The 25,406-nt window shown below is 52.9% G+C and carries 23 protein-coding genes and 1 riboswitch; of the genes, 6 read left to right on the forward strand and 17 right to left on the reverse strand.

Features of this window, described 5'->3' with window-relative positions; genetic code table 11:
• Nucleotides 1-2 precede the first annotated feature (2 nt).
• The 9 genes from J2X61_RS01030 to J2X61_RS01070 all read right to left on the reverse strand — a co-directional run bounded on the left by J2X61_RS01030 (nt 3) and on the right by J2X61_RS01070 (nt 8,888).
• Nucleotides 3-1,763: a response regulator gene (locus tag J2X61_RS01030; protein WP_310185141.1), complete on the reverse strand. Its 1,761-nt coding sequence runs from the start codon at nt 1,761-1,763 to the stop codon at nt 3-5.
• Nucleotides 1,764-1,813: 50 nt separating this feature from the next.
• Nucleotides 1,814-2,188, reverse strand: coding sequence for a response regulator (locus J2X61_RS01035; RefSeq protein WP_274466652.1), 375 nt, complete (start codon nt 2,186-2,188; stop codon nt 1,814-1,816).
• Nucleotides 2,189-2,279: 91 nt separating this feature from the next.
• Complete coding sequence (locus J2X61_RS01040; protein ID WP_274466653.1) at nt 2,280-2,666, reverse strand: gamma-glutamylcyclotransferase family protein; 387 nt, start codon at nt 2,664-2,666, stop codon at nt 2,280-2,282.
• 62 nt (nt 2,667-2,728) lie between these two features.
• Nucleotides 2,729-3,016, reverse strand: a complete 288-nt coding sequence (locus J2X61_RS01045; RefSeq protein ID WP_274466654.1) for a CD3324 family protein — start codon at nt 3,014-3,016, stop codon at nt 2,729-2,731.
• A 797-nt stretch (nt 3,017-3,813) separates the two neighbouring features.
• Nucleotides 3,814-4,596, reverse strand: coding sequence for a LamB/YcsF family protein (locus J2X61_RS01050; protein ID WP_310185153.1), 783 nt, complete (start codon nt 4,594-4,596; stop codon nt 3,814-3,816).
• A gap of 2 nt (nt 4,597-4,598) precedes the next feature.
• A complete protein-coding gene (locus J2X61_RS01055; RefSeq protein WP_310185155.1) occupies nt 4,599-5,585 on the reverse strand; it encodes a 5-oxoprolinase subunit C family protein in 987 nt (328 codons plus the stop codon).
• Nucleotides 5,575-6,357, reverse strand: coding sequence for a 5-oxoprolinase subunit PxpB (gene pxpB, locus J2X61_RS01060; RefSeq protein WP_310185156.1), 783 nt, complete (start codon nt 6,355-6,357; stop codon nt 5,575-5,577). Before pxpB ends, J2X61_RS01055 begins: the two co-directional genes overlap by 11 nt.
• A complete protein-coding gene (locus J2X61_RS01065) occupies nt 6,354-7,157 on the reverse strand; it encodes an alpha/beta hydrolase (protein WP_274466657.1) in 804 nt (267 codons plus the stop codon). Before J2X61_RS01065 ends, pxpB begins: the two co-directional genes overlap by 4 nt.
• A 132-nt stretch (nt 7,158-7,289) precedes the next feature.
• Nucleotides 7,290-8,888: a bifunctional metallophosphatase/5'-nucleotidase gene (locus tag J2X61_RS01070; RefSeq protein WP_379239613.1), complete on the reverse strand. Its 1,599-nt coding sequence runs from the start codon at nt 8,886-8,888 to the stop codon at nt 7,290-7,292.
• A 150-nt stretch (nt 8,889-9,038) separates the two neighbouring features.
• Between J2X61_RS01070 and J2X61_RS01075 the strand changes: the two genes are divergently transcribed.
• Both J2X61_RS01075 and J2X61_RS01080 read left to right on the forward strand, forming a co-directional pair.
• On the forward strand, nt 9,039-10,004 hold the full coding sequence (locus J2X61_RS01075) for a phosphate/phosphite/phosphonate ABC transporter substrate-binding protein (protein ID WP_274466659.1): 966 nt from the start codon (nt 9,039-9,041) through the stop codon (nt 10,002-10,004).
• A gap of 186 nt (nt 10,005-10,190) precedes the next feature.
• The gene (locus tag J2X61_RS01080; protein WP_274466660.1) at nt 10,191-10,433 is read left to right on the forward strand and encodes a hypothetical protein; all 243 of its coding nucleotides are present in this window, start codon (nt 10,191-10,193) and stop codon (nt 10,431-10,433) included.
• 58 nt (nt 10,434-10,491) lie between these two features.
• Here the strand turns inward: J2X61_RS01080 and phnE are convergent, their stop codons facing one another.
• The 3 genes from phnE to J2X61_RS01100 all read right to left on the reverse strand — a co-directional run bounded on the left by phnE (nt 10,492) and on the right by J2X61_RS01100 (nt 14,034).
• The gene (gene phnE, locus J2X61_RS36270) at nt 10,492-12,066 is read right to left on the reverse strand and encodes a phosphonate ABC transporter, permease protein PhnE (protein WP_396135385.1); all 1,575 of its coding nucleotides are present in this window, start codon (nt 12,064-12,066) and stop codon (nt 10,492-10,494) included.
• Entirely contained in the window at nt 12,063-12,836 is a 774-nt protein-coding gene (gene phnC / locus J2X61_RS01095; RefSeq protein ID WP_274466661.1) for a phosphonate ABC transporter ATP-binding protein, read from the reverse strand. The genes phnE and phnC overlap by 4 nt, the downstream gene beginning before the upstream one ends.
• Nucleotides 12,837-13,008: 172 nt before the next feature.
• Nucleotides 13,009-14,034, reverse strand: a complete 1,026-nt coding sequence (locus J2X61_RS01100) for a HoxN/HupN/NixA family nickel/cobalt transporter (RefSeq protein WP_274466662.1) — start codon at nt 14,032-14,034, stop codon at nt 13,009-13,011.
• Between the two features lie 173 nt (nt 14,035-14,207).
• On the opposite strand from J2X61_RS01100, the gene J2X61_RS01105 reads away from it, so the two are divergent.
• The 3 genes from J2X61_RS01105 to J2X61_RS01115 all read left to right on the forward strand — a co-directional run bounded on the left by J2X61_RS01105 (nt 14,208) and on the right by J2X61_RS01115 (nt 16,421).
• Nucleotides 14,208-15,032, forward strand: coding sequence for a sensor histidine kinase (locus J2X61_RS01105; protein ID WP_310185161.1), 825 nt, complete (start codon nt 14,208-14,210; stop codon nt 15,030-15,032).
• 5 nt (nt 15,033-15,037) lie between these two features.
• Nucleotides 15,038-15,700, forward strand: a complete 663-nt coding sequence (locus tag J2X61_RS01110; RefSeq protein ID WP_274467465.1) for a response regulator — start codon at nt 15,038-15,040, stop codon at nt 15,698-15,700.
• Nucleotides 15,701-15,794: 94 nt separating this feature from the next.
• Nucleotides 15,795-16,421 (forward strand): YcnI family copper-binding membrane protein, encoded by a 627-nt coding sequence (locus tag J2X61_RS01115; RefSeq protein ID WP_310185164.1) that lies wholly within the window; start codon nt 15,795-15,797, stop codon nt 16,419-16,421.
• A 48-nt stretch (nt 16,422-16,469) separates the two neighbouring features.
• Here the strand turns inward: J2X61_RS01115 and J2X61_RS01120 are convergent, their stop codons facing one another.
• Nucleotides 16,470-16,955: a dihydrofolate reductase gene (locus J2X61_RS01120; protein ID WP_274466665.1), complete on the reverse strand. Its 486-nt coding sequence runs from the start codon at nt 16,953-16,955 to the stop codon at nt 16,470-16,472.
• 39 nt (nt 16,956-16,994) lie between these two features.
• Entirely contained in the window at nt 16,995-17,969 is a 975-nt protein-coding gene (locus tag J2X61_RS01125) for a thymidylate synthase (protein ID WP_310185667.1), read from the reverse strand.
• 137 nt (nt 17,970-18,106) lie between these two features.
• Nucleotides 18,107-18,150, forward strand: a riboswitch (PreQ1 riboswitch).
• Nucleotides 18,151-18,161: 11 nt separating this feature from the next.
• On the opposite strand from J2X61_RS01125, the gene queF reads away from it, so the two are divergent.
• A complete protein-coding gene (gene queF, locus J2X61_RS01130) occupies nt 18,162-18,659 on the forward strand; it encodes a preQ(1) synthase (RefSeq protein ID WP_274466666.1) in 498 nt (165 codons plus the stop codon).
• Here the strand turns inward: queF and J2X61_RS01135 are convergent.
• From J2X61_RS01135 to J2X61_RS01145, 3 genes are all read right to left on the reverse strand, one after another.
• Entirely contained in the window at nt 18,656-19,909 is a 1,254-nt protein-coding gene (locus J2X61_RS01135; RefSeq protein WP_274466667.1) for a sensor histidine kinase, read from the reverse strand. The genes queF and J2X61_RS01135 overlap by 4 nt on opposite strands.
• 157 nt (nt 19,910-20,066) lie before the next feature.
• Entirely contained in the window at nt 20,067-24,419 is a 4,353-nt protein-coding gene (locus J2X61_RS01140) for an S-layer homology domain-containing protein (RefSeq protein ID WP_310185172.1), read from the reverse strand.
• A 276-nt stretch (nt 24,420-24,695) separates the two neighbouring features.
• The gene (locus J2X61_RS01145; protein WP_310185175.1) at nt 24,696-25,166 is read right to left on the reverse strand and encodes a GbsR/MarR family transcriptional regulator; all 471 of its coding nucleotides are present in this window, start codon (nt 25,164-25,166) and stop codon (nt 24,696-24,698) included.
• Between the last annotated feature and the right edge of the window lie 240 nt (nt 25,167-25,406).

A 25,406-nucleotide genomic window follows, 5' to 3' on the forward strand; every position in this document is an offset into this window, starting at 1 on the left:
CTTTAGATCAAGTTCAGCAATTTCTTCACGCGCACTTCCAGTTCGACGAGAGAGAACGGCTTCGTCATATAATCATCCGCCCCCATCTGATACCCCTTGAGCAAGTCATCTTCCTTCTTCTTCCCGGAGAGCATCAGCACCTTCATCTCGGCGTTCATGATGCGCGAATCTTTCTTGATCCGGTCCAATAAGGAGAACCCGTCGAGCTTCGGCATCATGCCGTCAAGAATACAGGCATCGTAGTTGCTCTCCTGCAGCAAGAAGAGCGCCTCTTCCCCGTCCGAAGCATGTGAAATCGCGACCGGCAAATTCTCCAATCTCGAGGTGACGATAGCCCTCAGAATCGGATCGTCGTCCACAATGAGCAGACGTTTCTCAGGCTCGGACAACGTCCCGGACTTCCCGGGCTGCGTCTGTGCTTCCTTCTCCATAACGGCGCTTACGATACGGTTCCTGCCCTGCTGCTTGGCTTGATACATCGCTCCATCGGCACCGGTCACCCAGTCGTCCAACGTCATCCCGTCGTGCCACTGGGCTATACCGGCTGAGAACGTGATGGAGAAGGTGCGCCCTTCATACTGGGCGACCGGGTTCTCGCGAACGAAGTCCAGAATGGGCTGCATAACCTGATGAGCTTGTTCCAGCGTCGTGTTCGGCAGCGCCAGCACGAATTCTTCTCCGCCGAAGCGCGCCAGCAAATCGGTCGATCGCAGATTGACCTGCACCGAATGCGCAAGACCCTGCAGCACCAGGTCGCCTACATGGTGTCCGTATGTATCATTGATTCTTTTGAAAAAATCGATATCGATAAAAACGAGCGAAATCGGCGCTGATTCCCGCTCAGCCCGCTGCAGCTCAATGCCGATCTGCAGGTCGAAATAACGGCGATTGAAGACGCCTGTAAGCGGGTCGCGGAAAGCGAGCTGCTCGAAGTTTCTCGTTCTTTTGAGCAGACCGTAAATTCTTGCGGCTAACTCCTCATATTGAAAAGGCTTCGTCACATAATCGTCAGCCCCCAGATGGAAGCAGCGCACCTTATCGTGCAAGTCGTTACGGCCTGACAGTACGATGAGCGGAAGCCATTTGAGCGTAGGATCCTCTTTGAGAAATTCGAACAGCTCATACCCCGATTGCGGGTGCATCATAAGATCGAGCGTCACGAGATCATACGTGTGGGTGCGCAATAGCTTCATAGCCGACTCCACGTCCGCCGCCTCATCGACGATGCAATCATCCAGCTGCAAACGGCGGGTCAAATAGGAGCGGAGCACTGCATCGTCATCGACAAGCAGCAGCCGGCTCTTCAGCGTCCTGAGCATGGAGCCTGCGCCGGAATCCTTCTGCTCATCCAACTGGCTTTCCGTTAAAGCAATGTCGTATTCCATCGTCATTTCGCGGAGCAGGTTATGTGTGCGCCCTGCGATCTCCAGAACCGGCGACATCGCTTCAAGAACGTCTTCCTTCTCAGGATCGGCCGCTTGCGTCCATTCCCAGATGCGAACCAGCTCCTCGGCCAGCTTCCCGATTCGGTCATATTCGAAAATCGGGGCACTGCCCTTCAGCGTATGAACAATACGATAAAACTTATGTAAGTCATCCAAGGACGGCTCCTGGCGGATCGTATCTAGAAGCGCTTGCAGTTGCTCCAGCTGTTTCTCGAACTCACGGATAAACAATTTCTTGCCTTGTCTTAATATTCTTGCATCTTTATCTTCCCGTTCTGACTTAGAACCGTTCAACCGCTCAACATGCGTATGATTCATGACGGACAATCACCCTTCGTGCTCATAAAATAATCTCTAAACTATTCGTATTATCTATTTAATAAAAGTCCGACCGTATCCAGAAGCTGCAGCGGGCTGAAGGGTTTCACAATATACGTGGTAACGCCTGCGGCTTTGGCTTTCTCCTTATCCTTCTCCAAAGCTTTGGCTGTCAGAAGGATGACAGGCAGCTCCCGGTTGGCATTATCGCTCTGACGAAGCCATTCGCATACTTCCACACCCGTGCGCTCAGGCATCATATAATCCAGAATGATTAAATCGAACGTTTCCTGCTGCAGCTGATCGATCGCCTGTCCGCCGTCTTCCACCTCCGTTATTTGATAACCTTCGTCAGACAATGTTTCCGTCAGCAGAAAGCGGAGTGCGAGTTCATCGTCGGCCAGCAAAATTTTGTAAACAGACATAAACGGATCTCCCTCAGTCAAATTAATTAGTTTAATTATAGCATCATGCCTTCAGGCAGGATAGGAACTTGTCGAAAAAAAACGAAAAAAATCAACTCCTTTTGCGGGCGTTATATACTTTCCACGAAGAGCCGTCAATGACTTGAAGCCCTTCTGCCTGAGCGTATGTGTACACCCAGCCTTCCCGCACGCCATCGGCATCCCGAACCCATACCCGGTCATATTCATTATCTTCGCCAGGACCGTAGTAGTCCTCCAGGGCATCCATCGCCCGCAAGCCTTCTTCCGTCACTTCCAGCCACTCTCCCGTCACACGCCGGCCTTCGCTGGCCTCCGCCAGCACAAGCGCAGGGTAAGCGCCGACATCAAATAGACGCCCGTAAACCGTGCCGGGTTGCACCGATTTCACATAGGGAGCGGCGACCGCATGGTTGCTTTCCCCAACGAGCAATGTGCCGTAAACGAATACGAATATCACGAAACCCCCTCCTCTATCCTGATTAAACAAGAAAAAAAGCAACATCGCAATGGATGCTGCTTCTATGCTTGATTTGCCGTCAATTCGCGCGTTTTCACAATAATTTTGCGGATGGAATCCTCCGACAGATGGAAGACCTTGATCAATTCCATCACCGTTGAACCTGTTTGGTACAACCGGTAAATTTCTTGGTTTCTACGCTCGATAATAATGCGTGTTCCGTTATTTTCTCCCCAGCCGGCGCGTTTCTGCTCCTTCTTAGGGATATATACGATTTCACCTTGGATATATTCTTGCAATTGTTTCAATAGGTTAGGGGGAAGAACGTCTTTCCCGTTCTTGTAACTCATGGATGGAAACCTCCTCAAATTTTCGCAAAGTTGAACCTTTGTTATGATTTGCAGAGTGTAATCTCATCGCCCCTAAACCTCATACCATTCTTATCAAAATGGAATAAAAAAAACACGACCATAATCGTGCCTGTGGGTTGTATATTCAATTATACAAATTCAGGTGAACGGTTATTCCACGAATGATATTCAGTTAGGAGACGAGTACCTCTGCGGCGGCCGCAACAATCATCGCTACTGTGTTAGTCATTGTGTTCATTAAAAAGCACTCCTTTCACCTAATATTGGAATTTAATTGGGGGGTGGAGAGCAAGTTCTCTCCTGCTTGCCTGTGTTCACTTCGTGTTCACAATTCTCATTATATGTAAAAAGCTTCTCGCTGTCTACTCGCAAAGTTAAAATTATGCGGGGGCCCAGGAGCCCCCGGTTTTGTAACGATGATCTCTGCTTACGCAGAGATCACCTCCGCTTTTGTTGTAATCACCTTGATCACTCCTTTCCGAAGTCATTAGCCGGCCGGCTACATATCTATTTACTCATATTCCCAGCCCGGTCTCAAGTGAAAGAATGGTTATAAGGATTCTTTCCCAGGCGGTTCGCGCAGGCGAGTTCAGCAGGAGCTGAGTGCAGCAGGGCACAGTGCAGCAGGAGCTGAGCGCAGCAGGAGCTGGGCGCAGCGGGAGCTGGGCGCAGCGGGAGCTGGGCGCAGCGGGAGCTGGGCGCAGCGGGAGCTGGGCGCAGCGGGAGCAAAGAAGAGAAGCCCCCGACTCTATGGAATCGGAGGCTTCTCTTCCCGGTCAATGCCCCAGCGCGCGCACCGCGATGCCGCTGCTGTCCAGCAGCGCGCGGATATCGCGCGCAAACTCCACAGCGTGCGCACCGTCGCCGTGGATGCAGATCGTGTCCGCGCGCATGCTCAGATCCTCCCCCTCCAGGGAGAGGACCTTCCCCTCGCGGACAAGCCGCACCACCTGCGCCGCCGCATCCGCGGCGCTCGCCAGCAGCGCCCCGGGCTGGTCCCGGGGCGTCAGCGCGCCGTCCCGCCGGTAGGTGCGGTCCGCGAAAGCTTCGCTCGCGGTCCGCAGCCCTGCGGCGGCGCCCGCCCGGAGCAGCTCGCTGCCGGGCGGACCGAACAGCGTCAGCTCCGCGCTGACGCTGCGTGTCGCAGCCGCAATGGCCGCGGCCAGATCATGGCGGTTCGCCGCCATGTGATAGAGCGCGCCGTGCGGCTTGACGTGCTGCAGGCGGCCGCCTTCGGCATGGACGAACGCCTGCAGCGCCCCGAGCTGATACAGCGTCAGCTCGTAAGCCTCGGCCGGCGTGATCGCCATCTCGCGCCGGCCGAAGCCCTGCAGATCGGGCAGGCCCGGATGGGCCCCGATCGCAACGCCTTTGCGCATGCACAGCTGCACGGTGCTGCGCATAGTGGCCGGATCGCCTGCGTGGAACCCGCAGGCGATGTTGGCGGAGCTGACGTAATCCAGCAGCTCCGCGTCACGGCCAAGGCGATAGGCGCCGAAGCCCTCGCCCATGTCACAATTCAAATCAATACGCAGCGTGATCGTGAACACCCCCAGCAAGTTTATATGGTATGGCGCCCGTTCTTGGCCCAAGCCTTAAGTCCAGCCTCCAGCAGCCTCAAATCCATCGCCTGCAGCAAGAGCTGCTCCTGAGCCTCTCTGAGGCTCACTTCGCGGAAACGCAGCGCAGCGCCTGGCTTTACTTGTGCGACCAAGGGCAAATGCGCGGTAATCACCTGGGCGATTCTCGGATAACCGCCCGTGGTTTGGCAATCCGCCATCAGCAGGATCGGATTCCCGCCCGGAGGCACCTGAATCGTTCCCGGAGTGACCGCTTCCGAGATCATCTCAGAGGGACAGCCGTTATCAAGGGACAGCGCCTCCCCCTCCAACCGGTACCCCATCCGGTCCGATTGCGGGGTAACCGTGAAGCTGTTGGCATACAACGCGGCCTTCGCTTGCTCCGTAAAACGGCCGGCTTCCTTCCCCGCAACGACGCTGACCACAGGAGCGGCATCGTAAGGAGGACGGATATGGGTGCTTACATAACCGGATAGGGGCCGCTTCATCGGGTACTGCCTTGCCTCGCCTATGGACAGCTCATCGCCCGCTCGCAGCGCTCTCCCGGCATAACCGCCTAACGCCGCCCGCAAATACGTGCTTGTGCTCCCCAGCGCCTTGTTCGCCACGAAGCCCCCATGCACAGCCAGGTAAGCTCTGCATCCCTGAACGGCATAGCGGACATGCAGCGTCTCTCCCTTCTCCATGTGAAACGGCTGCCATGACGACACCGGCCTTCCGTCCACATCCGCTTCCATACCCGCTCCGCATAGCGCCAGCAGCATATCGGCCTGTGCGGACAAGACAGGGCCGTTCAGCGTCATCTCCAGAACAGCCGCGTCCGCTCTGTTTCCCGCAAGCAGATTCGCCGTCCGATGAGCGAAATAGTCCATCGGCCCCGAAGCAATAACCCCATACTTGCGGTATCCGAAGCGTCCTTCATCCTGCAGCGTCGACAAGAGTCCCGGCTTTACGACTCTAAAGCCCATTGCGCCCACTCCTTTCCGCGGCAGCATGGAAGACCTCCGGCGTGATCGGCACGAATCTCACTCGGTCGCCGGCTCGCAGCAGAGACGGTACTTCGTGTTCCGGCCGGAAGAGTGCGAGCGGCGTGCGGCCGATGATTTGCCAGCCGCCCGGCGTCTCAAGCGGATAGATGCCCGTCTGCGCGCCGCCGATCCCTACAGAGCCTGCGGGAATACGCTCCCGGGGAGCCGGCTTCCGCGGCGTAGCAAGCCCATCCGGCAAACCGCCCAAATAAGGAAACCCCGGGGCGAAGCCGATCATATACACCGGGTATATGTGGGCGGTGTGCAGTTGGATGATGGTCTCGGCTGTCACATGATGATAAGCCGCAACCTCGTCCAAATCGGGACCGAACTCGCCGCCGTAGCAGACCGGAATCTCCATGACATCCGTCCCGCTGCCGGAGCTGCCTTGCGGGGTCGGCTGAAAGCCCTCCAGGCACGCCTGTATGTGCCGCTGCACAATCTCGTAGGGCAGCAGTTCATCTGCCTCATTCTCCTGCTTGCGAAGCTGTTCCTTATCCGTATGATGCCGATAAACCGCAACGCAGTCATAGTAAATCGTTATCGTCGTATAAGCCGTTACCAATTCCATGAACCCGTCGAAAGGATGCTTCTCCAAATAGGCGCTCACTTGCTGCACCAGATCTAACGTAGACAAGTCAATGCCAGTGCCTAACGTCAGCGCGATGGCTGCATCTCCAACATGATGGCATTCATAGATGAGCTTGTTCATGCAAAATGCTGCTTTTTCAGCCAATTCGCACAAAGCTCGGGCCATAGGTACGCTTCCGCATGATCCTGCGCCATTCCTATGCCATGGCGTCCGCTCTCGAACACATGCAGATCGTAAGGCACCTTATGGCGGCTAAGGGCGCCGGCAAAAAGCAAGCTGTTCTCTACGGGAACGGCGGCATCGTCGGCCGTATGCCACAGGAACGTCGGCGGTGTATGAGCCGAGACCTGCTTCTCTGTCGATAGCAGATTGACCAACTGCTCATCCGGGTTCTCACCCAGCAAATTCCGCTTGGAGCCGACATGTCCGAACTCGTAGAACGAAATGACGGGATAGCACAGGATTAAAGCATCCGGCCGGCTGCCCTGTCTGTCAATCGGATCTGCGGCTTCCGGGTTGCCTGCATCGAACAAAGTACCTGCCGAGGAAGCCAAATGTCCGCCGGCCGAGAAGCCGAGAATACCTACACGATTCGCGTCGATGCCCCATTCTTCGGCATGATGTCTTACCGTGCGAATCGCCCTCTGGGCATCCTGGAGCGGAACGGGATGCTCATACGGCGCTACGCGGTAATTAAGAACGAACGCCGAGATGCCCAACCCGTTCAACCACTTCGCGACCGGTTCGCCTTCATGAGGCGCACGCCTACCGTAGCCGCCCCCTGGGCATACTATGACGGCAGAGCTCAAGCCTTCACTTGCTACAGGATACAAAGTCAGGCTCGGGCATCCTTGGTTCTCCTCACCGATGCTATCCTTGGATGCTCCGGGCCACAATTCGATCGTATTTGCATTGTTCACTTGTGAAACCTCCTTGTGCATATCGTATGTACTATGCTAATCATATCCAATCCGCAAGGAATCGCCTAGTACCGATTTACGAAAAGAAGACCGTCCAGGCAACAGATCCCGGAGGTCTTCTTCATGTCTTGCCTATTCCCAAACGACTTCCCAGTTCCCGTTCACACTGGCTTCGATTGTGCCCCGTTCCATGATATATCCGGCAAGCAGCTCCGCTACGTCGGTAGGAATATCCTTGATGACGGGCTTATCCTGGAACATGGCGTAATTGCCGCCGCCGGCAGCCCGGTAGTTGTTCATTACCACATCATAGGATGCTTCCAGGTCCAGCGGCCGGCCTTCGTACTCCAGCAGCACGACGCGCTCTCCGACGGGACGGGAGATGTTTAATCTATACGTGATGCCTTCCCACATATCGTAGTTGTAATGCTGCGGCTTCGGCTCCCTGAACTTGGCGCTCACTTGAACCTCGCCGCCGTCTGTAAGCTCGAAATATTCCGCAGACTGCTCCAGCGCATCCTTAATGTCTTGTCCGGAGATGCGGATGACTTTCAACGTATTCGGATAAATGTAATTGGATACGATGTCCCTCATCGTAATATCCGCAGGGAAGCCCGGCGAAACGTTGTCAAACAACGCCGTATTCGATATCGAGGCTCCGGACAGCTCCATTTGCACGCGGTTGATGAATTCAATCAGCGCGCTGTCTTTGAGCCGAATCCCCATCGGGTCTTTCACCAGCATATCGCCGGTCAGTTTCCCGATCGGCTGGTCAAGCCATTCTTGGGTCTTGGCCTCGTAGGCGCTCACCAGCTCGATCAGCTTGGCATCGGCCTCGACACCCGCAACCGGGAGCAGCTCGGAGGTTCGGCTCGCGATCGCCCATTGGCCGCCGTCTGTCTTCGACAACGCCAGCCGCACTTTGCCGAGGGTGACCCCCGCTGTTCCCGGCTGAACGACAATGACGCCCCCTACCGTCTGACCTGCAATGCTCCGGTGCTGATGCCCCGTCAGCAGTACGTCGATCCCAGGGACTTCCATGCACAGCCGGTAGCCTTGATTCTCCCCGGTCAACGGCTCGGTCGGCTCGCCTGTCTCCAAGTGCCGCTCGAATCCCCCGTGATAGGAAACGACGACGACATCCGCCTGCTCCTCTTCCCGAAGCACTTTCACCCATCGCTTCGCCGCTTCTACGGCATCCACGAATTGCAAGCCCTCGATGTGCGCAGGATTCTCCCAATTCGGTATATAAGGCGTGGTCAGCCCCAGTATGCCGACCCGCACGCCTTCCGGAAGCACTTTGACGAGATAGGGCTTGCCCAAGAAAGGCTCTCCCGTCTTCTCATCGAGGATCGTAGCGCATAACCAGGGGAAGTCGGATTCCTTGACCGCTTTGCCCAGCACACCCAGACCGTAATTAAACTCATGATTACCGATCACAGCCGCATCGTAGCCGATATAGTTAAGGCCGAGCACCATCGGATCCATAGGCTCGTTGTCCAGTCTGGCATGATGGTAGGCTAGCGGCGTGCCTTGAATGAGGTCACCGTTATCGATGACCAGCACGTTCGCCGACTGCTTGCGCTCCTGTGCGATCAGGGTCGCCACTTTGGATAACCCGACGTCGTTCGGCTTGTTATTCGCATAATGCAGAGGCAGCATATTGCCATGCAGATCGCTTGTCTCCAGTATGGTTAGGCTGCATTGGTTTTTGTCGATTGATTGCGTCAATTTCTCCACTCCATAACATTATTTTGTATGAAGATACATATCCCTTGTCAGTTTAACAAATACTTCACACTATCTTCCATATATTTTATGTTAATGTTATAGTACATCATAGATAAAAAGTAAATTAAATTAAACGGAGGTCAAAAAGAAATGAAGAAATTAACGGTTATCTCCTTGTCCATGGTTGTTGCGGCTGGTCTTCTTGCAGGCTGCGCAAAGAAAGAAACTCCGGCTCCTTCCGCTTCCGCAGGTGCAGCAGCTACAGCTACTCCGGCAGCAGCAGCAGGATTCGTTCCTAAAGAACTGAAAGTGCAATTCGTTCCTTCCCAAAACGCAGAGACGCTTGAAGCAAAAGCGAAGCCGCTTGAGAAACTTCTCGGTGACAAGCTTGGCATCCCGGTAAAAGTGTCGGTTTCAACTGACTACAACGTTGTTATCGAAGCTATGGCTTCCAAACAAGTTGACGTAGGCTTCCTGCCTCCGAGCAACTACGTTGTTGCTCACGATACGCGCAAAGCGGCTGACCTGCTCGCGCAAGCGACACGCTTCGGAGTTGACGATGCAACAGGCCAACCGACGACTGAGCTGGTCAACTTCTACAAATCCGAAATTCTTGTCAAAGCGGATTCCCCGATCAAATCCGTGGCTGATTTGAAAGGTAAGAAAATCGGCTGGCAAGGTGTAACTTCCGCCGCTGGTTACGTTTACCCAGGTCTTCTGCTGAAGAAAGCCGGCGTTGATCCGGTGAAAGATGTAACAGGCGTACAATTCCAAGGCCATGACAAAGCGGTTATCGCGCTGCTGAACGGTCAAGTTGACGCTGTCGGCGTATTCCAAGATATTCGTACGAACATGATCAAGGATTATCCGGAGATCTTCAAACAAACGAAAGTTCTGGCCTTCTCTGACAAAATTCCTAACGATACGATCGCCGTTCGCTCCGATATGGATGCAGCTTGGAAGAAGAAAATCCAAGACGCATTCATCGCCATCGGGAAAGATCCGGAAGGTCAAAAAGTTATTTTCGACGTTTACACACACAAAGGCTATGTTGTAGCGAATGACTCTGACTTCAACATCGTCCGTGACGCCAACAAAGAAATGGGCTTGAAATAAGCCTCTTGCTTCATAACGAATTGAAACCCGGAAAACCTCCGCATGAACCATGCGGAGGTTTTTTTCATTCTACTCCGTTCTGCGCCTGCATACTATGAGTGTGGCACGTCCGCAAATTTTTTTTTTACTTTTGCATGACAAATGTTTACCTGGACTTGTCATATATCATAGTGGGGTGAAAATGAGATGTTCGAAAAGCTAATCAGCTGCAAAAATGAAGTCTCCATCCGGTGCGGTAAAGACGAGATTCGAGGAGTCATCACCAATTATTACTCGGCTTTTCGACTCGTGAAAATAAGCAACGTTTTGATCCCGATCGAGCTGATCGAACAGATTGAGGTGCTGACACCAGCCAGCCCTTCCTCTGCAGCAACACAGATTCGGCGCGGGCCGCTTCGCCTGGTTGCACAGAAGAGACTTTCCAACTAGTGGTCATTGGCATAGGGATAAACCAAAACAGACGCCGCATTTGCGGCGTCTGTTGCTTCTATACGATGCGTTTGCGGAGCGTCCCTGAGATATAATCAATAATCGATACGGTGACAATGATACCGATGAGAATAATCCCTACGCGCGGCCACTGTCTGGCATTCAGCGCGAAGATAAGCGGAGTACCGATACCGCCCGCACCGATGATCCCAAGTAAAGTTGCCGAACGGACGTTAATCTCGAACCGGTACAGCGTATACGAGATGAAATCGGGAATTACCTGCGGCACGACGGCGTAGGCCATCCGCTGCCAGAAGTTCGCTCCAACGGCATTCATCGCTTCCGTAGGCCCCATATCCATATTCTCGATGGCTTCGGCATACAGCTTGCCGAGCATCCCCACGGAATGCAGGCCTAGCGCCATAACGCCGGCGTAAGCATTGGGTCCGACCGCTTTGATGAAGATCAAAGCCATGATGATTTCCGGAATCGTCCGAACGATGCTCAGGAACAGCTTGCCTGTCCCGGAAACCACCCGGATCCGGCTCATATTCGCTGCCGCCCAGAAAGCGAACGGCAAACAGACGACGGCCGAAACGAAGTTGCCCAAGTAGGAGATCGATAACGTTTCAAGCAGGGAGCGAAGCAAATCTTCCCCTTCCGGGATGTAGACATAAGCCCAATCCGGATGGAACAAACCGGAGATCATCGCTTTCGTCAAAATCCAGGTCGTGGGCTGGAAGCCCGTAAGCTCAAGACCGGTCAAGGACCAGATGAACAGAGCGACAACGGCAAACCAACCGATAATTTTGAAGGTACGCGCACGCGCAGCCGGCATCGGTTTCGCGCTGCCTTTGAGCAGGTACGTACGGAAACGGGTACTTACCAAATCGATGATGACAACGACGATCAGCGTATAAATAACGATCGCGCAGGACTGGTCGTAGCGGAACAGGTCCAGCGTATTTTTGAGCAGCAAGCCGATACCGCCCGCTCCTACGAGACCGAGAATAGCGGAAGCACGGATGCTCACTTCGAAGGTGTACAGGAAATGAGCCAAATACGTAGGCGCTACTTGCGGAATGACCCCGAAGCGGATGAGCTTCAGCTTATTCGCACCGACGGCGGTCATCGCTTCCAGCGGTCCCGGATCAATCGCTTCCGTCGATTCGTAGGACAGCTTGGACAGAATCCCGAAAGTGAAGAAAATAAGTGCTAGCGTACCTGCCGTCGGACCGAAGCCGACGAGGACGGCAAAGAGTGCCGCGTACAGCAAATCCGGAATGGTGCGGATCAAGTTCAGGATCAGCCTTGCCGGATAGAACAGCCATGGGTTGGTCGTTACGTTGCGGGCTGCCAGCAGCGCCATCGGGAACGCGAACAGCGCGCCAACCGTTGTCCCGATAATGGACATCTGGATCGTTTGCATCATCGGCTTCCAAATATCGCCGAAGAACGCCCAGTCCGGCGGGAACATTTCCGCGACAAATTTGAAAATTTCCGGTGTACCCGTCACCAGCTTCGTCAAGGTTGCATCCGTCTGGTAGATACTACCGGCCAGGAACAGCAGCATGATAATCGCTGTGAGATATAATTTCGTTCGAGGAGGTCTTTTGACGATCGTCGCACTCATCCCTCCTGCACCCCCAAGAGCTCATCTTTCTTAATGGCACGGCCATAAATTTCGGAGAATACGTCATCCGTCGCTTCCGCCACAGGTCCGTCATAGACGACTTTGCCGGCGCGAAGACCGATAATCCGGGTCGCATACTCGCGCGCTAGATCGATAAAGTGAAGGTTCACGACCGTCGTAATGCCCAGCTCGGTATTGATGCGTTTCAGGTCATCCATAACCTGTCTGGTCGTTAAAGGGTCCAAGGAAGCTACCGGCTCGTCCGCCAAAATGATTTTGGCTTCTTGCGCCAACGCTCTTGCGATGGATACGCGCTGTTGTTGACCACCGGACAATTCATCGGCGCGTGAATAGGCTTTCTCCCGTATGTTCACTCTTTCCAGCGCTTTCAGGGAAAGCTCGATATCGTGTTTAGGGAATAAACCCAGTACAGTACGCAGTGTGGAGTGATAGCCTACACGGCCGGAGAGTACGTTGCGAAGCACAGAAGAGCGCTTGACGAGGTTAAAGGTCTGGAAGATCATCCCGATATCCCGCCGCATGCGGCGCAATTCGGCACCGTTCGCCTTCGTTATCGATTTGCCGTCGATCAGAATCTCACCGGCCGTCGTTTCATGCAAGCGGTTAATGGAACGCAGCAGCGTCGATTTCCCGGCACCCGAAAGACCCACGATAACTACGAACTCACCAGGCTTAATCGTTAAATTAATGTCGTTCAGACCCACAGTTCCGTTAGGATATACCTTGGAAATATGTTTAAACTCAATCATATAAGTCCTACTTTCTTTATATGGTATCAAAGATCAGACCAATTAAATTCCACTTTTTTCGGCAAAATCCTTCTTTATAGGATAACCTTTAGAAAAAATTCATATTCCAATGTTCACCAGTACTAAAATGGTCCCGGATGCTAGCTCCGGGACCCAGGACAATCGTCGTATATTAAGCTTTCGCGCTCCAGCGTTCCTCAATCTTCAACCATTTCCATACGGCGATCGAGACGATCCAGGCCGCGATGAACAAGGCGACCAGGATAAAGCCGAGAACGCCGAAGTCAATCTCCTGCAGCCATGCCCAGAATGATCCTTTCATTCCCAGCTCTTCCGAAAGCACCTGGCCCAGTTCGATGACGCCGATAATTAAAGCGGCAACAACGGCCAAAGCGGTGACGGTCAAGTTATAATACAGCTTCCGAACCGGTGTATGGAAGGCCCATCTGTACGCTTTGGTCATGAACATCCCGTCAGCCGTGTCGAAAAGGCTCATCCCTGCCGCGAACAGCAGTGGAAGCGAGATGATGCCGATGAACGGAATGGCTTCCTTCGCCGCATGGGCGGAAATGGCCAGCAGCGCGATTTCACTGGCGGTATCGAAGCCTAAGCCGAATAGAAAGCCGAGCGGATATACGTGCCAGCTTTTGCTTATGAAGGAGAACAGCGGCTTGATGATCCGGGTAATGAAGCCCCTGGATTCCAGCAGCGCTTCGAACTCCTCGTCATTGTGCTTGCCGCCGCGAAATTTCACGAACATTTTGTACAGGTTGATCAGAATCAGCAGATTGATAATTCCGATGATCACCAGAAACAACCCGGACACTGACGCACCGATGACGCCGCCGAAGCGCTGCATCCAGGGCAGCTCCCGCTCGGCCCACTGTACGGAGAAGGCCGTAACGATCGCCATCAGGAAGACGACCGAGGAGTGTCCGAGCGAGAAATAAAATCCGACGCCAAGCGGGTTCTTCTTCTGCTGCACAAGCTTGCGCACCGTATTGTCAATCGCGGCAATATGATCCACGTCGAAAGCATGCCGCATGCCGAGCGTATAGGCGAGAAGCCCGATTCCCCAGAAAGCCGGAGACGATTGGGCCACGGTGAAAAGCCCGAAGATCCCTAGTATATGAAGGAGCAAAATAAAACCCACGTATCCGCCCCAGCTTTTTTTCTGCTGCATCCAAGATTTCCACATGCTTGTTCCATCCGCCTCTCCATCTTCGTGTTACGATTAATTAACAATGTAGCACACGTGTTCACACATTGAGAAGTCCCCGGCTTACATTTTTGTAAAGAAAACGAACATTTATTTGTTATAATGGAACCGTTCCAAACATCGAAATCTCAAGTTAGGAGTGGACATGCACGATGTCATTGCGTCTTTTCAAATGGTTTACGATCCTTATACCGGTCATTATCATCGGCGGCTTCGAATATATTCGCCATGAATTTCTGCTGAATTACTTGACGATGGAAGCCGGCAACTTCTCCATTACCGTCATCACCCTGCTGCTGTCTTATTTGTTCGCTTCGTGGATGTTTCAGAGCATTGAACGCAGCAATGAGCAGCTCACGATGGGCGAAGCCCGCAGGGCCGTCTATGAAGAGCGGGAACGTCTTGCCAGAGCCCTGCACGACGATCTGGCTCAGACGCTGTTCTTCCTGAACGTGAAGCTGAAGCAGGGCGATCTGGAGGAAGCGAAAGCGGCGGTGTCGGAGATTGATAACTCGCTGCGGCAGGCGATCTTCAATCTTCGCACCCCTCCCGAGGAAGGAACGAGTCTGGAGCAGCGCATCCATAAGTTTCTCAAAGACTGGACGCTTGTGACCGGAATCGAGCTGCAGGAGGAGCTGAGCATCGAAGAGGGCAGCTTCTCCTCTACGGAGGAAGTGCAGCTGTTCGGCATTATCCAAGAAGCTTTCACGAACATCCGCAAGCATTCCATGGCGACGAGAGCGGCAGTGGCACTGACGGCTGAGCAAGGTTCCTGGCGGTTGGAGATTACGGATAACGGCCGCGGCGTCCGGCATGACGAAGCCAAAGGCAAGAAATACGGCATTGAGCTGATGCATAAGCGTGCGGAGGAATTAGGGGCTGTGCTCGAGTTCAAGCCCGCGGCCCCCGGCGCTGTCGGCAGCGAACCCGGCACTGCGCTGATCGTGCGATCCACGGACGGGAGGAATGGATCATGACACACATTCAACCGTACCGCGTTCTTATCGTGGACGATCATCCTCTGGCGCGGAAAGCGATACACAGCATGCTGCAGCAGGTAGCCGACTTCGAAATCGTCGGCGAGGCCAGCTCCGGTGAAGAAGCGATTCGTCTGTGCGGAGAAGCCGCGCCGGACGTTGTCTTAATGGATATTCATATGTCGCCCATGAATGGACTCGAAGCGACGCGGCGCATCAAGCAGCTGTATGGAGGGATCCGCATCGTTATGCTAACCGTCTCCGATGACGTCGCCGATCTCTTCACGGCGCTGCAGTTCGGAGCCCAGGGGTATCTGCTCAAAAACATGGATCCCGACGAATGGCTCACCTACCTGCGCGCGCTGCTGGACGACAATTCCGAAGTAGCCAGGGGGATGGCGGACAAGCTGTTCCAGCGGTTTCGCGCCCCGGCGGGCAACCCTGCCGAAGGGCCGACCCCGAGTATGCTGACGTCCCGGGAGCAGGAAATTACCGCCTATGTGGCGCAGGGAGACAATAACCGGCAAATTGCAGAAAAGCTGCTCATTTCCGAGCATACCGTTAAGAACCATATGAAAAATATATTGGTAAAGCTTGCCTTAGAGAACCGCGTTCAGCTTACCGCATTCGCCATCAAACACGGCCTGACACGAAAAGGACAAAACTAGTCGAAAAAATAGCCCACTAGAGTCATACTCAGACGCTTACCGAACAGGTAACATGGACAACATGAGAAGAGTGATTCGAAAGGGGAAATTTACCATGTTCAAAAAATTAATGCTCCATACCGGCATCCTGCTGATCGGTTCCATGCTGCTGGCCGGAGTGGCAAGCGCCCACGTTACGGTCTATCCGAAAGAAGCTACGCAGGGCAGCTATGAGAAGTTCACCGTGCGCGTCCCATCGGAGAAAGATATTCCTACGGTGAAGGTGGAAGTGAAATTCCCGCTGGATGCCGTTGCGATCTCCCGCTTCGAGCCGAAAGCCGGCTGGAAGTACGAGCTGGCCAAAGATTCCGCCGGCAAGATTACCGGCGTCACATGGACGGCAACCGGCGACGGTCTGGCCAGCACGGAATTCGGCGAATTCAATCTGCAGGGGAAAGTCGCGGATACAGCGACCCAGATCGTCTGGAAAGCTTACCAGACGTACAAAGACGGCAGTGTCGTGGAATGGGTGGGCGCGGATGGATCAGACAAGCCCGCTTCTGTCACGACGGTGAAAGCCAAAGCGGGCGCCGTAACGAACAGCCACGGCAATGTCGTTGCCGGTGCTGCGCCGGCTGCCGCAGGCAGCTCCGAGTCCAAGACGCCGCTGTACCTGTCCATCGCGGCCGTCGTGCTCGGCGCGCTGTCCCTGATCGTTTCGCTGACTAGAAAACGCAGCTAGCAAAAAGGCCTTGAGCTCTTCGTCATCACGACGAGGAACTCAGGGCCTTTATTGTTTACGCTGGTAGATGCGGAAATAGTACTCGTACGGATTCTTCTCGTTCCGTTCGCCTTGCTCGCTAGAAACCAAAGTCCAATCGGACAAATCGAGTTCGGACATATAGGTGTCCGCTGCGAATTCATGCTCGATGAACGTAATGTACATCCGGTCCACCTCGGAGGCAAACAAGCGGAAAATTTCGGCGCCGCCGATCACGAACAGCTCTTCGTCCCGGAACGCTTGAACCGCTTCGCTGACCGAGTGAATGACTTCGCATCCCTCGGCCCGGTACGCGGGATTTTGCGTGAGGACGATGTTCCGCCGGCCTGGCAAGGGCTTGCCGATGGACTCATACGTCTTCCGCCCCATCAGAATCGGATGCCCCATCGTCACCGCTTTGAAGAACTTCAAGTCCGCCGGCAAATGCCAAGGCAATGTATTGTTCACGCCAATGGCCCGGTTGCGGTCCATGGCAAAAATAAATGATATGCTCATTGCAACATGTCTCTCCTCTCGCTCGGTACGCTAGATACGCTAGACGGCGACCGGCGCCTTAATCGTCGGATGCGGGTTATAGCCGATCAGCTCAATATCGCTAACGTCAAAGTCGAAGACCGAAGCTACCTCTTGGTTCAGCTTGAGCGTGGGCAGCTCCCTCGGCTCTCGGCTGAGCAGCGTATGAATCTGCTCGATATGGTTGGTGTAAATATGCGCATCGCCGAGCGTATGCACGAATTCGCCGACGCCGAGCCCGCACTCCTGTGCGATCAGATGCGTGAGCAGTGCGTACCCGGCGATGTTGAAGGGAATGCCCAGGAACGTATCCGCGCTGCGCTGATACAGCTGGCAGGACAGCTTGCCGTCCGCCACGTAGAATTGGAACATCGTGTGGCATGGCGGCAGCGCCATGCTCGGCACATCCTCCGGATTCCAAGCGGAGACGATGAGCCGGCGGGAATCCGGGTTCGTTTTGATCATATGAATAACATCCTTCAGCTGATCGATCGTGCCGCCCTGCGTCGTCGTCCAATCCCGCCATTGCTTGCCGTACACGTCTCCAAGCTCCCCGTACTGCTTCGCAAACGCTTCGTCTTCCAGCACCTTTTGCACGAAAGTCGCCATCTGCTCCTCATATTGAAGCTTAAACGCCTCATCCTGTTGGGAGCGCAGACCGAAGTTGCTCATGTCAGGTCCGGCATAATCGCTGCTTTCCACCCACCTCTTGAACGCCCACTCGTTCCAAATGTGGTTATTATGCTGCAGCAGATACCGGATATTCGTATCTCCTTTAATAAACCAGAGCATTTCGCTGGCGATGAGCCGAAACGGCACTCTCTTGGTTGTCACCAGCGGAAAGCCTTGTGACAAGTCGAAGCGCATTTGCCTACCGAATACGGATATCGTTCCCGTTCCCGTCCGGTCTTCCTTTCTGATGCCATTCGTCAAAATATCTTGTAAGAGATCATGGAAAGCTTGCAAGCTGATGAACCTCCATCCTGTTAAATACATATCCATCTATTTTACCTTCTCCGTACGGACAATGCCATGCCTGTTTACGAAAAATATGCTGAACAGCCAACCCGTCCCCGCTATATGCCAAATGTTCCTATGGTGCATTTTCGGCCTGTATGTGGTACTATTTGCTCCTAGAAGAGGTTCGCAAACTCCCTCTATAAAAAACTATGAAAGAAGGATTCATCCATGGCAGGAAGAAGCAATGAAGATTTGAAAGACATTACTTTATTGGGCAATCAGGGCACGAAATATGTATTCAACTATGATCCGTCCGTGTTGGAGGCTTTCGATAACAAACATCCGAACAGGGACTATTTCGTCAAATTCAACTTCCCTGAATTCACGAGCTTATGTCCCGTAACCGGGCAGCCGGATTTCGCCACGCTGTACATCTCCTACATTCCTAATATCAAAATGGTGGAGAGCAAATCCCTCAAGCTGTATTTGTTCAGCTTCCGAAACCATGGCGATTTCCATGAGGATTGCGTCAACATCATTATGAACGACTTGATAAAGCTTATGGAGCCTCGTTACATTGAGGTATGGGGCAAATTCACGCCGCGCGGCGGCATCTCGATCGATCCCTACTGCAACTGGGGTCAGCCCGGCACGAAATTCGAGGCGATGGCTGAGCACCGTCTAATGAACCATGACATGTACCCGGAGAAAATCGACAACCGCTAATTTGACTTTACCGGCAGTGTGATCGTGACCGTCGTTCCGACGCCCTCTTCACTTTCATATATGATTTTCCCGTTCATCGTATCAATAATGCGCATCGTTACAGCTGTCCCCAGACCCGTCCCGACATCCTTCGTGGAATAGAACAGATGGCCGATCCGGGACAGCTGTTCTTTGCTCATCCCTTTCCCATTATCGCTGATCCGGAATTGAACCTCGTCCGTCATACCCGTTAACCAAACCTTCACTTCACCGTCAGCTGTCGTTGCCTCGATAGCATTTTTGATGACGTTGACCAACGCTTGCTGCAGTTGTCCCCGATCCGAATGCATATAAATGTGCTCGTCGAGCTGGCAGGTCAGCGTTACGCCATTCTTTATCGCCATAGGCGATAGCAGAATCAGAATGTTGTTCAGCATATCCGATGATGAGAACGATTCCATCTTCAATGGCTTTGGCTTGGAAAAGTTCAAATAATCATGAATGATAGCCTCGGCCCGCTCCAGCTCCTCCATCGCGATCGTTAAGTACTGCTGGTTTTTGCCTAGTTCATTCGGACGCATCAACTGCAAGAAGCCTTTCACCACCGTCAGCGGATTGCGAACCTCGTGTGCGATAGAAGCCGCCAGCTCCCCTAACGTTTTCATTTTTTCAGCTTTTTGGATTTGCGCTTTCATCCTGGCTCGTTCTACGTTAATTTCCATCAGCATAGCCGACAGCCACGCCCCCAGAACAAGCATGATGCCGAAAGCAAGTAATGCCGTGAGCATTTCGAAGCTGTCCAAATGACCTTCATGCGCATAAAACATATACGATAGCAAAATGAAAAGCATAACCAGTAAAGGACCTAATGAAACCGCAACCGTCGCCTTAATCCTCGCACGGCCGGTCATCAGCCTTACTTTCTTCGAAGCGATAAGCGGGAACAGGAAGCTTAACGTCATACTTACATATCCGAACCAGACCGAGTCGCCTCCGAGATACGTACGTGTCAGTAACATCATCACATAATTGACGAATCCCGCAGCGGGTCCGAAATAGATCGTCGAAATGACGAGGGGGACGTACCGCAAATCCCAATATAGATTAAGATCTTTGTACGAAAAGAGCAAACAGAGGGACGTGGCGATGCCATATAGCATGCCCATCACAACCGGCGACTTCGCATAGCGCCATTTCTCTCCGAACACGCTTTGCAACAACACAGGTGCAAGAACGATCAGGATGTTCAGGAACAATTTTTCCAGCAGCATAGTTCTTTCCCCGCCCTCTGCTCTTGAATAATTTACTTTGTAAATTCTGCAAAAACGGGTAAATTCCTCTATTGACCATTGGATTTAAACTAGGAAAGATAAAAAATGGCAGAAAAGACTTCTAGTCGAAGCCTTTCTGCCATCATTGCTATAGCTGCTATTTAAATGTTAAAACTTGCAGAAGACGCTGCAGAAGGACGGCGCTCTGAGCGCGTGTAGCTTCCTTCTTCGGGTCAAATGTAGATGGAGTTGTACCATCCATCAATTGCAGCTGTCCAAGCCGTTTAACGGCCTCTTGGGCCCAGGAATGAATAAGCGTACGATCTTCATAGTCCTGCGCCTGCGCCTGCCCCTGCCCCTGCTCTTGCTGCTCGTTGTATCCCGCCGCCTGCAAAGCGCGGTCGATCATAACCGCCATTTCCTCCCGGGTAATCGTCTGGTCCGGCCGGAACGTTCCATCCTCATAGCCGGTTGCGATTCCAGCTTCTACGGCCGCATGAATAGCCTCACTGTACCAAGCCGTCTCTTCGGTATCTCGAAACGCCCCGTTGTTGGAAGCTGATTTCAATCCAAACGCACGGGTAATCATCGCCGCTAGCTCAGCTCGCGTGACCGGTTGGTCAGGCCGGAATTCATCTTGGGAAAAGCCTTGAACGAACCATTTATTCGCCATCCGTTCGATGCTGTCTTGGGCCCAATGATGCCTCGTATCACTGAAAGAAATCTCGTTTGCAATAAACATCACCGTGCTGTTCGTGCGGCTGTAGAAAGTGATCTCACCATTAATCACTGTAAAAGGCACCGGTTCATAGCTCGTTGTCCCATTAGCATCCTGAACAACTCGCAGCGCTGCCAAGTTACGCTCCGCGATCGCGGCGATCGCGGGCTTCACTGTGTACGGCACGTATTGTTTGAAGCCGGCAATCTCCACGGTTTGGCTACCGCTTGCCACAGCATGAACCGCGAAATCGATGGATGCAATAACTTGAAGGCCGTCCGCTTTTGCTTGCGCAGCGGCGCCATCCTGATGCGTAATGACCACTTCGATGCGTACGTTCTCCGGCTTCGTTCCAAGCTGAGCCGCCAGCTGGTCCAGGCTCAACTGCTTGACGGGGAGCTTAACGCCGCCCAATGGAGTGGTCAGGGTTACGGATGGAACATCCGCCAATTTACGCATGACGGAAGACGTCAATTCGACCCGCACCTGCTCCGTACCGCTTGGACCGCCGACCGCGAGTGTCAGAGGGCCTTCTCCTTGCGTTCTTAGGATGGCGTCCAGTGTCACTTCGTCCACCTTGGAGGTAACGACGGTCTTGCCGTCCTTCTCCATCACCTCCGTTTTTAACTGACCAGCGGGGCTTGGAGCCACCGCTCCTGACGGTCCTTGATTGACCGGCGCGTCGTTGTCGTCATCGTCGTCGTTGTCAAACTCCTCTGCGAGTCTCGTAACGGTGAGCTGGTACGTCTTGGTCGTTTGATTTTCTGCGGTAACTACAACGCCGATGACGTTAGCCCCGACGTTCAGTCGGATGGCCGAAGATGCAGTTCCGCTGTCCACCGCAGTTCCGTTTACGGTTACGGTTGCTTCAGCGCTTGAAGCTGTCGGGATTATTTGAATTTCCCGCACACCTGCGGGCAGGGTAACCGAGTAGGACGATTCAGTGCGGTCGAACAGCGGGCTTAACGTCCCGGCACTAACGGTTAATTCACTCAACGCATTGTCTGCCGAAGGCCAAGTTTCAGTGGCCGTAACTCCATCGGCTTTCAAATAATCGGTGCCGTTACTGCTCATAATATTTTTCGCTACGGTAATATCCGTCCCTTTTTGCAAATAAATGCCACCGGTGTTCCCCGTAATCGTATTGCCGGAAATCAGCACATTGGCAGGGTCTCCCGCTCCGATATTGCCGGCATTCTGGTCGCCGTTATCGTGCTCCAGCAAAATTCCCCAGTAACCGGGCGCCGTATTGTTACGGATGATGTTATTGACGATGCGGGTGCCGGGCCCGTTCAAAATATTGATCCCAACGCCATTATTAACGGTTGTTGTCTGCTCGATGATGTTGCGCTCGATCCGCGTATCCGGCGTTCCCATCGTGACAACGATGCCTTCGCGTGAGTTGCGGATTACGTTGTCGTGAATATAGTTATTCGGTCCCGTTTTGCTATGGTTGCTCGGTGCGGTACCGCCCGTGTTGCCGAGGCCTACGCCCCCGCCCGTATAAATATTCTCAATCGTATTGCCGTATACGTCGTTCAAATATTCGAGTTCCCCATGAAGATCGATCGCATCCAGCTTTGTTTGGTTGTAGTGATTGTTTCTGAGCACATTATTATGCGCAACGTTCTGGATGAGCGAGCCATGGCGCAAATACGGCCCTTCGAACGTCGAATCCTCAACCACGTTCCAATACGTATCGTTATCGAACCCGAGCCTGTCAACCTTCGGCATCCCTTGAATCGACGTGCCGTAGCCGGCGCCGCCGCCGCCTAGGTCCGTCGCATTGCGGAAGGTGGCATGGCGAACCACGACATCGTGGCTGTTCTCAATCCGAATGGCCATCCGTCTAAAACGCTCGACCGTTACGTGATCAATAGTTACGTTATAGGAAGGATTTTCCCCATAGTTGGCAATGGCGATCATGCTGTCCGGTCCCCCGGCTGCGGGATTGTTCGTCACATGGTCCAGCGAGAACGTTCGGTTCCAAGTCGATGTAACGGTCAAGTTGGAAACCAGCAAATCATGCTGATTGGACGATTTCAGGACGGAGCTGTTCTTCACATCGTCAATGCTCGACTTCAGAATCGTCCCCGCTTCGCTCTCCCCGCGCAAATTGACGCCCGATTTCAGCTTAAGGTTAATAAACCCGTCCGGCGAGGACATCAGGTTATAGACACCGTTCGGGATGTAGACCTCGTCTCCGGAAGCTGCAGCATCGATCGCGTTCTGAATCGCCGCACGGTCATCCTGACCGTTGTCAGCCGGGTTCGCGCCATAATCAAGTACGTTCAGCGTAGCGCCCGTAACCGGATGAGGCGTATGTACCGGATGCGGGCTGCCATCCGGCTTCGTAAGGCCCGGCTGTGTGAACGGAGCCGTTCCCGGCGGCGCCGTCGGTGTCACGTTCGGCACGGTCGCTACCGGCGTATCTCCGGAAGGAAACGGCATGTAGATCATGACTTCGGTTAAACTCGTGAAAGTGCTGCCGTCGGAATTGCCATGACCGACAATGCGCACGAAGCGAGCATTCGTATCCGGAATGTCAAAAGCCTGCATATCAACCGTCCCCGGACGGCTGTTGCCGGTGAATACGTTGGTCCAGCTTTGTGCATCATTGGAGGTTTGAATATCAATCAACGTCGTTCTCAAATCACCCTTGTAAAATGCAATACCTACATAGCCAATCGTCTTCGGTTGCCCTAAATCAAACATAATGTATTGACCGTCTCCAGAGGCTGACCAGCGGCTGAACAAGTTGTTGTCCAGCGTATTGCTTTCCACATTGCCGTCGCTGCTGCTCGCATTGACTTCAACGATCTGCAGAGGCGCCACAGGCGCGGATAGTGTCATAACGTTATACGTCAGCGGCGTTAAGGAATAGTTGCCTACGGCATCCCCTGCATAAACGCTATAAATGACGTTCGTATGGGGAGCAAGTCCTTGAACCGTGTAGTAAGTGCTCCCTGTGACCGTCGTTAGCAGCTCGTCATTTTGATACAGCTTATAGTTCGTAACCGCACTGTCGTCGGTCGCTGCAGGCCAAGCCAGCTGAACGAAGTCCGTGCCCAGATTGAGCGATTTAAGCGCAGATCCCGGGGCCCATGACGGCGGTGTAGTGTCGCTCTGAACGATGCGCCTTACGAGCAGCTGAGGCTCCGGATTCGATGCCGATGTGTTCTCCTTCGCGTAGATATTGACCGGATTCGAAGATTCGGACGCTAGGAGGAAAGACAGCGATTGGCTCGGAAGATGCTGTCTGACATAATCCGTTACATCCACATTGTAATAAACCGGCTTGGAGGCATTCGGTTGTGTGACTGTGAATTGACCTATCGGACTCATGGAGGACAGATCCGTTACCGGAGCATTGTTCCAAGTAAGGGTCGATTCCTGCCAGTCGTTATTCGATAGCCCGTATACTTGGAGGGCGGTATCGATGTCACTGCTGCCTTTTTTGGCAGAGACTTGCAAGTAGAATTTGTAAGTTGCGTCCGTAACGGAAGATACGTCAAATTTGAAGTAGACTTCGGTCTTCTTGGAGCTGCTGGTCGAAAGACTGAATAGCCCCTGCGTCGAACTGGACAGATTCGTTCTGCTGTCATAATTGGTATTGGCCACTTCCGGCTTCGCGTTATCCATCACTATAGCCGCATCGGCGCTTGTCGGCAGCGCAGCCACATCCACCTCCACATCCGCAGCCCTGCCCGGGGCAGGAAGGACCAGGAGAGATAAGACCATCGAAACCATTAACAACACAGCTAGCCTTTGTCGCAAAAAGAAATGATTCATGCCGCAATGCTCCTTATTCAGTTTACTCTCGCAAGTACCGTATACAGGGACGATTGACTGATACATGAGCGACGGCCTATGTGAATAGGAACGCTGCCCCTATGTATGTAAGCGCATACAATATACTGCGATTTCACCATACTACTCCCTTTTTCCCACATTTCATTGTCATTTGTTTAGGTGAAGGAGGGATATTATTGGAAAATTGGCGTATTGAATCCTCTTTTCATAAAAAAAGCCCGCCGCCTCCATGAAATCGGTTACGCCGGGCATTAACTATTCTTTTTCTTTGGCTTTCTTACGGTTCAGAACGATCTGTTCCCACTTCTTCTCGACATCCTTGATCATCGGATGCAGCATATCGTACATGGCAGCCAGCAATGAAAACCTTTGCTCGAAATATTCGAGAGATTCTTGCTGAGCCTCACTGCAAGTCTCAATCGATGAAATATCTTTCATCGTTTTCTCTGCCCATATATGAAACAATTCCAAATCCTGAACAATTCGGCGGATATGATTCACACTATAACTCTCAGACATGTAATAATAATCCCTGCGGTCATTGGTGGACGGCATCTTCCTGCACATGCCCACTCGTTCCATATGGCGTATTTGAACGCTTACAGCGGCTTTGGTTACACCCAGCTGTTCGACAATATCCTGCAAACTGAGAGGTCCTGTGGCAAACAGCAGCTGCGCAAAAATTTTGCCGACTAAGGGACTGAATCCCTTTTTTTCATAATTCAAAGATAAAAAATCACTAATATTTTGCTTCCACTCAGAGAAAGTCAGTTCATCTTGTTCCATCTCGTACTCTCCCCTCATTGCGACATAATTTAGGTGACAATGATTATCATAGTGAAAAATAAATTATCAGTCAACTTTTTATGACAAAGTATTGACATTTTTCGATAATGTGAACATTGTGCAACATTTCGGGTTTCTGAATTGACATGGCGGTTGCCGCGTTTTATATTATGATCATTA

Source organism: Bacillus sp. 3255 (genome assembly GCF_031456485.1).
GTDB lineage: Bacteria > Bacillota > Bacilli > Paenibacillales > NBRC-103111 > Paenibacillus_E.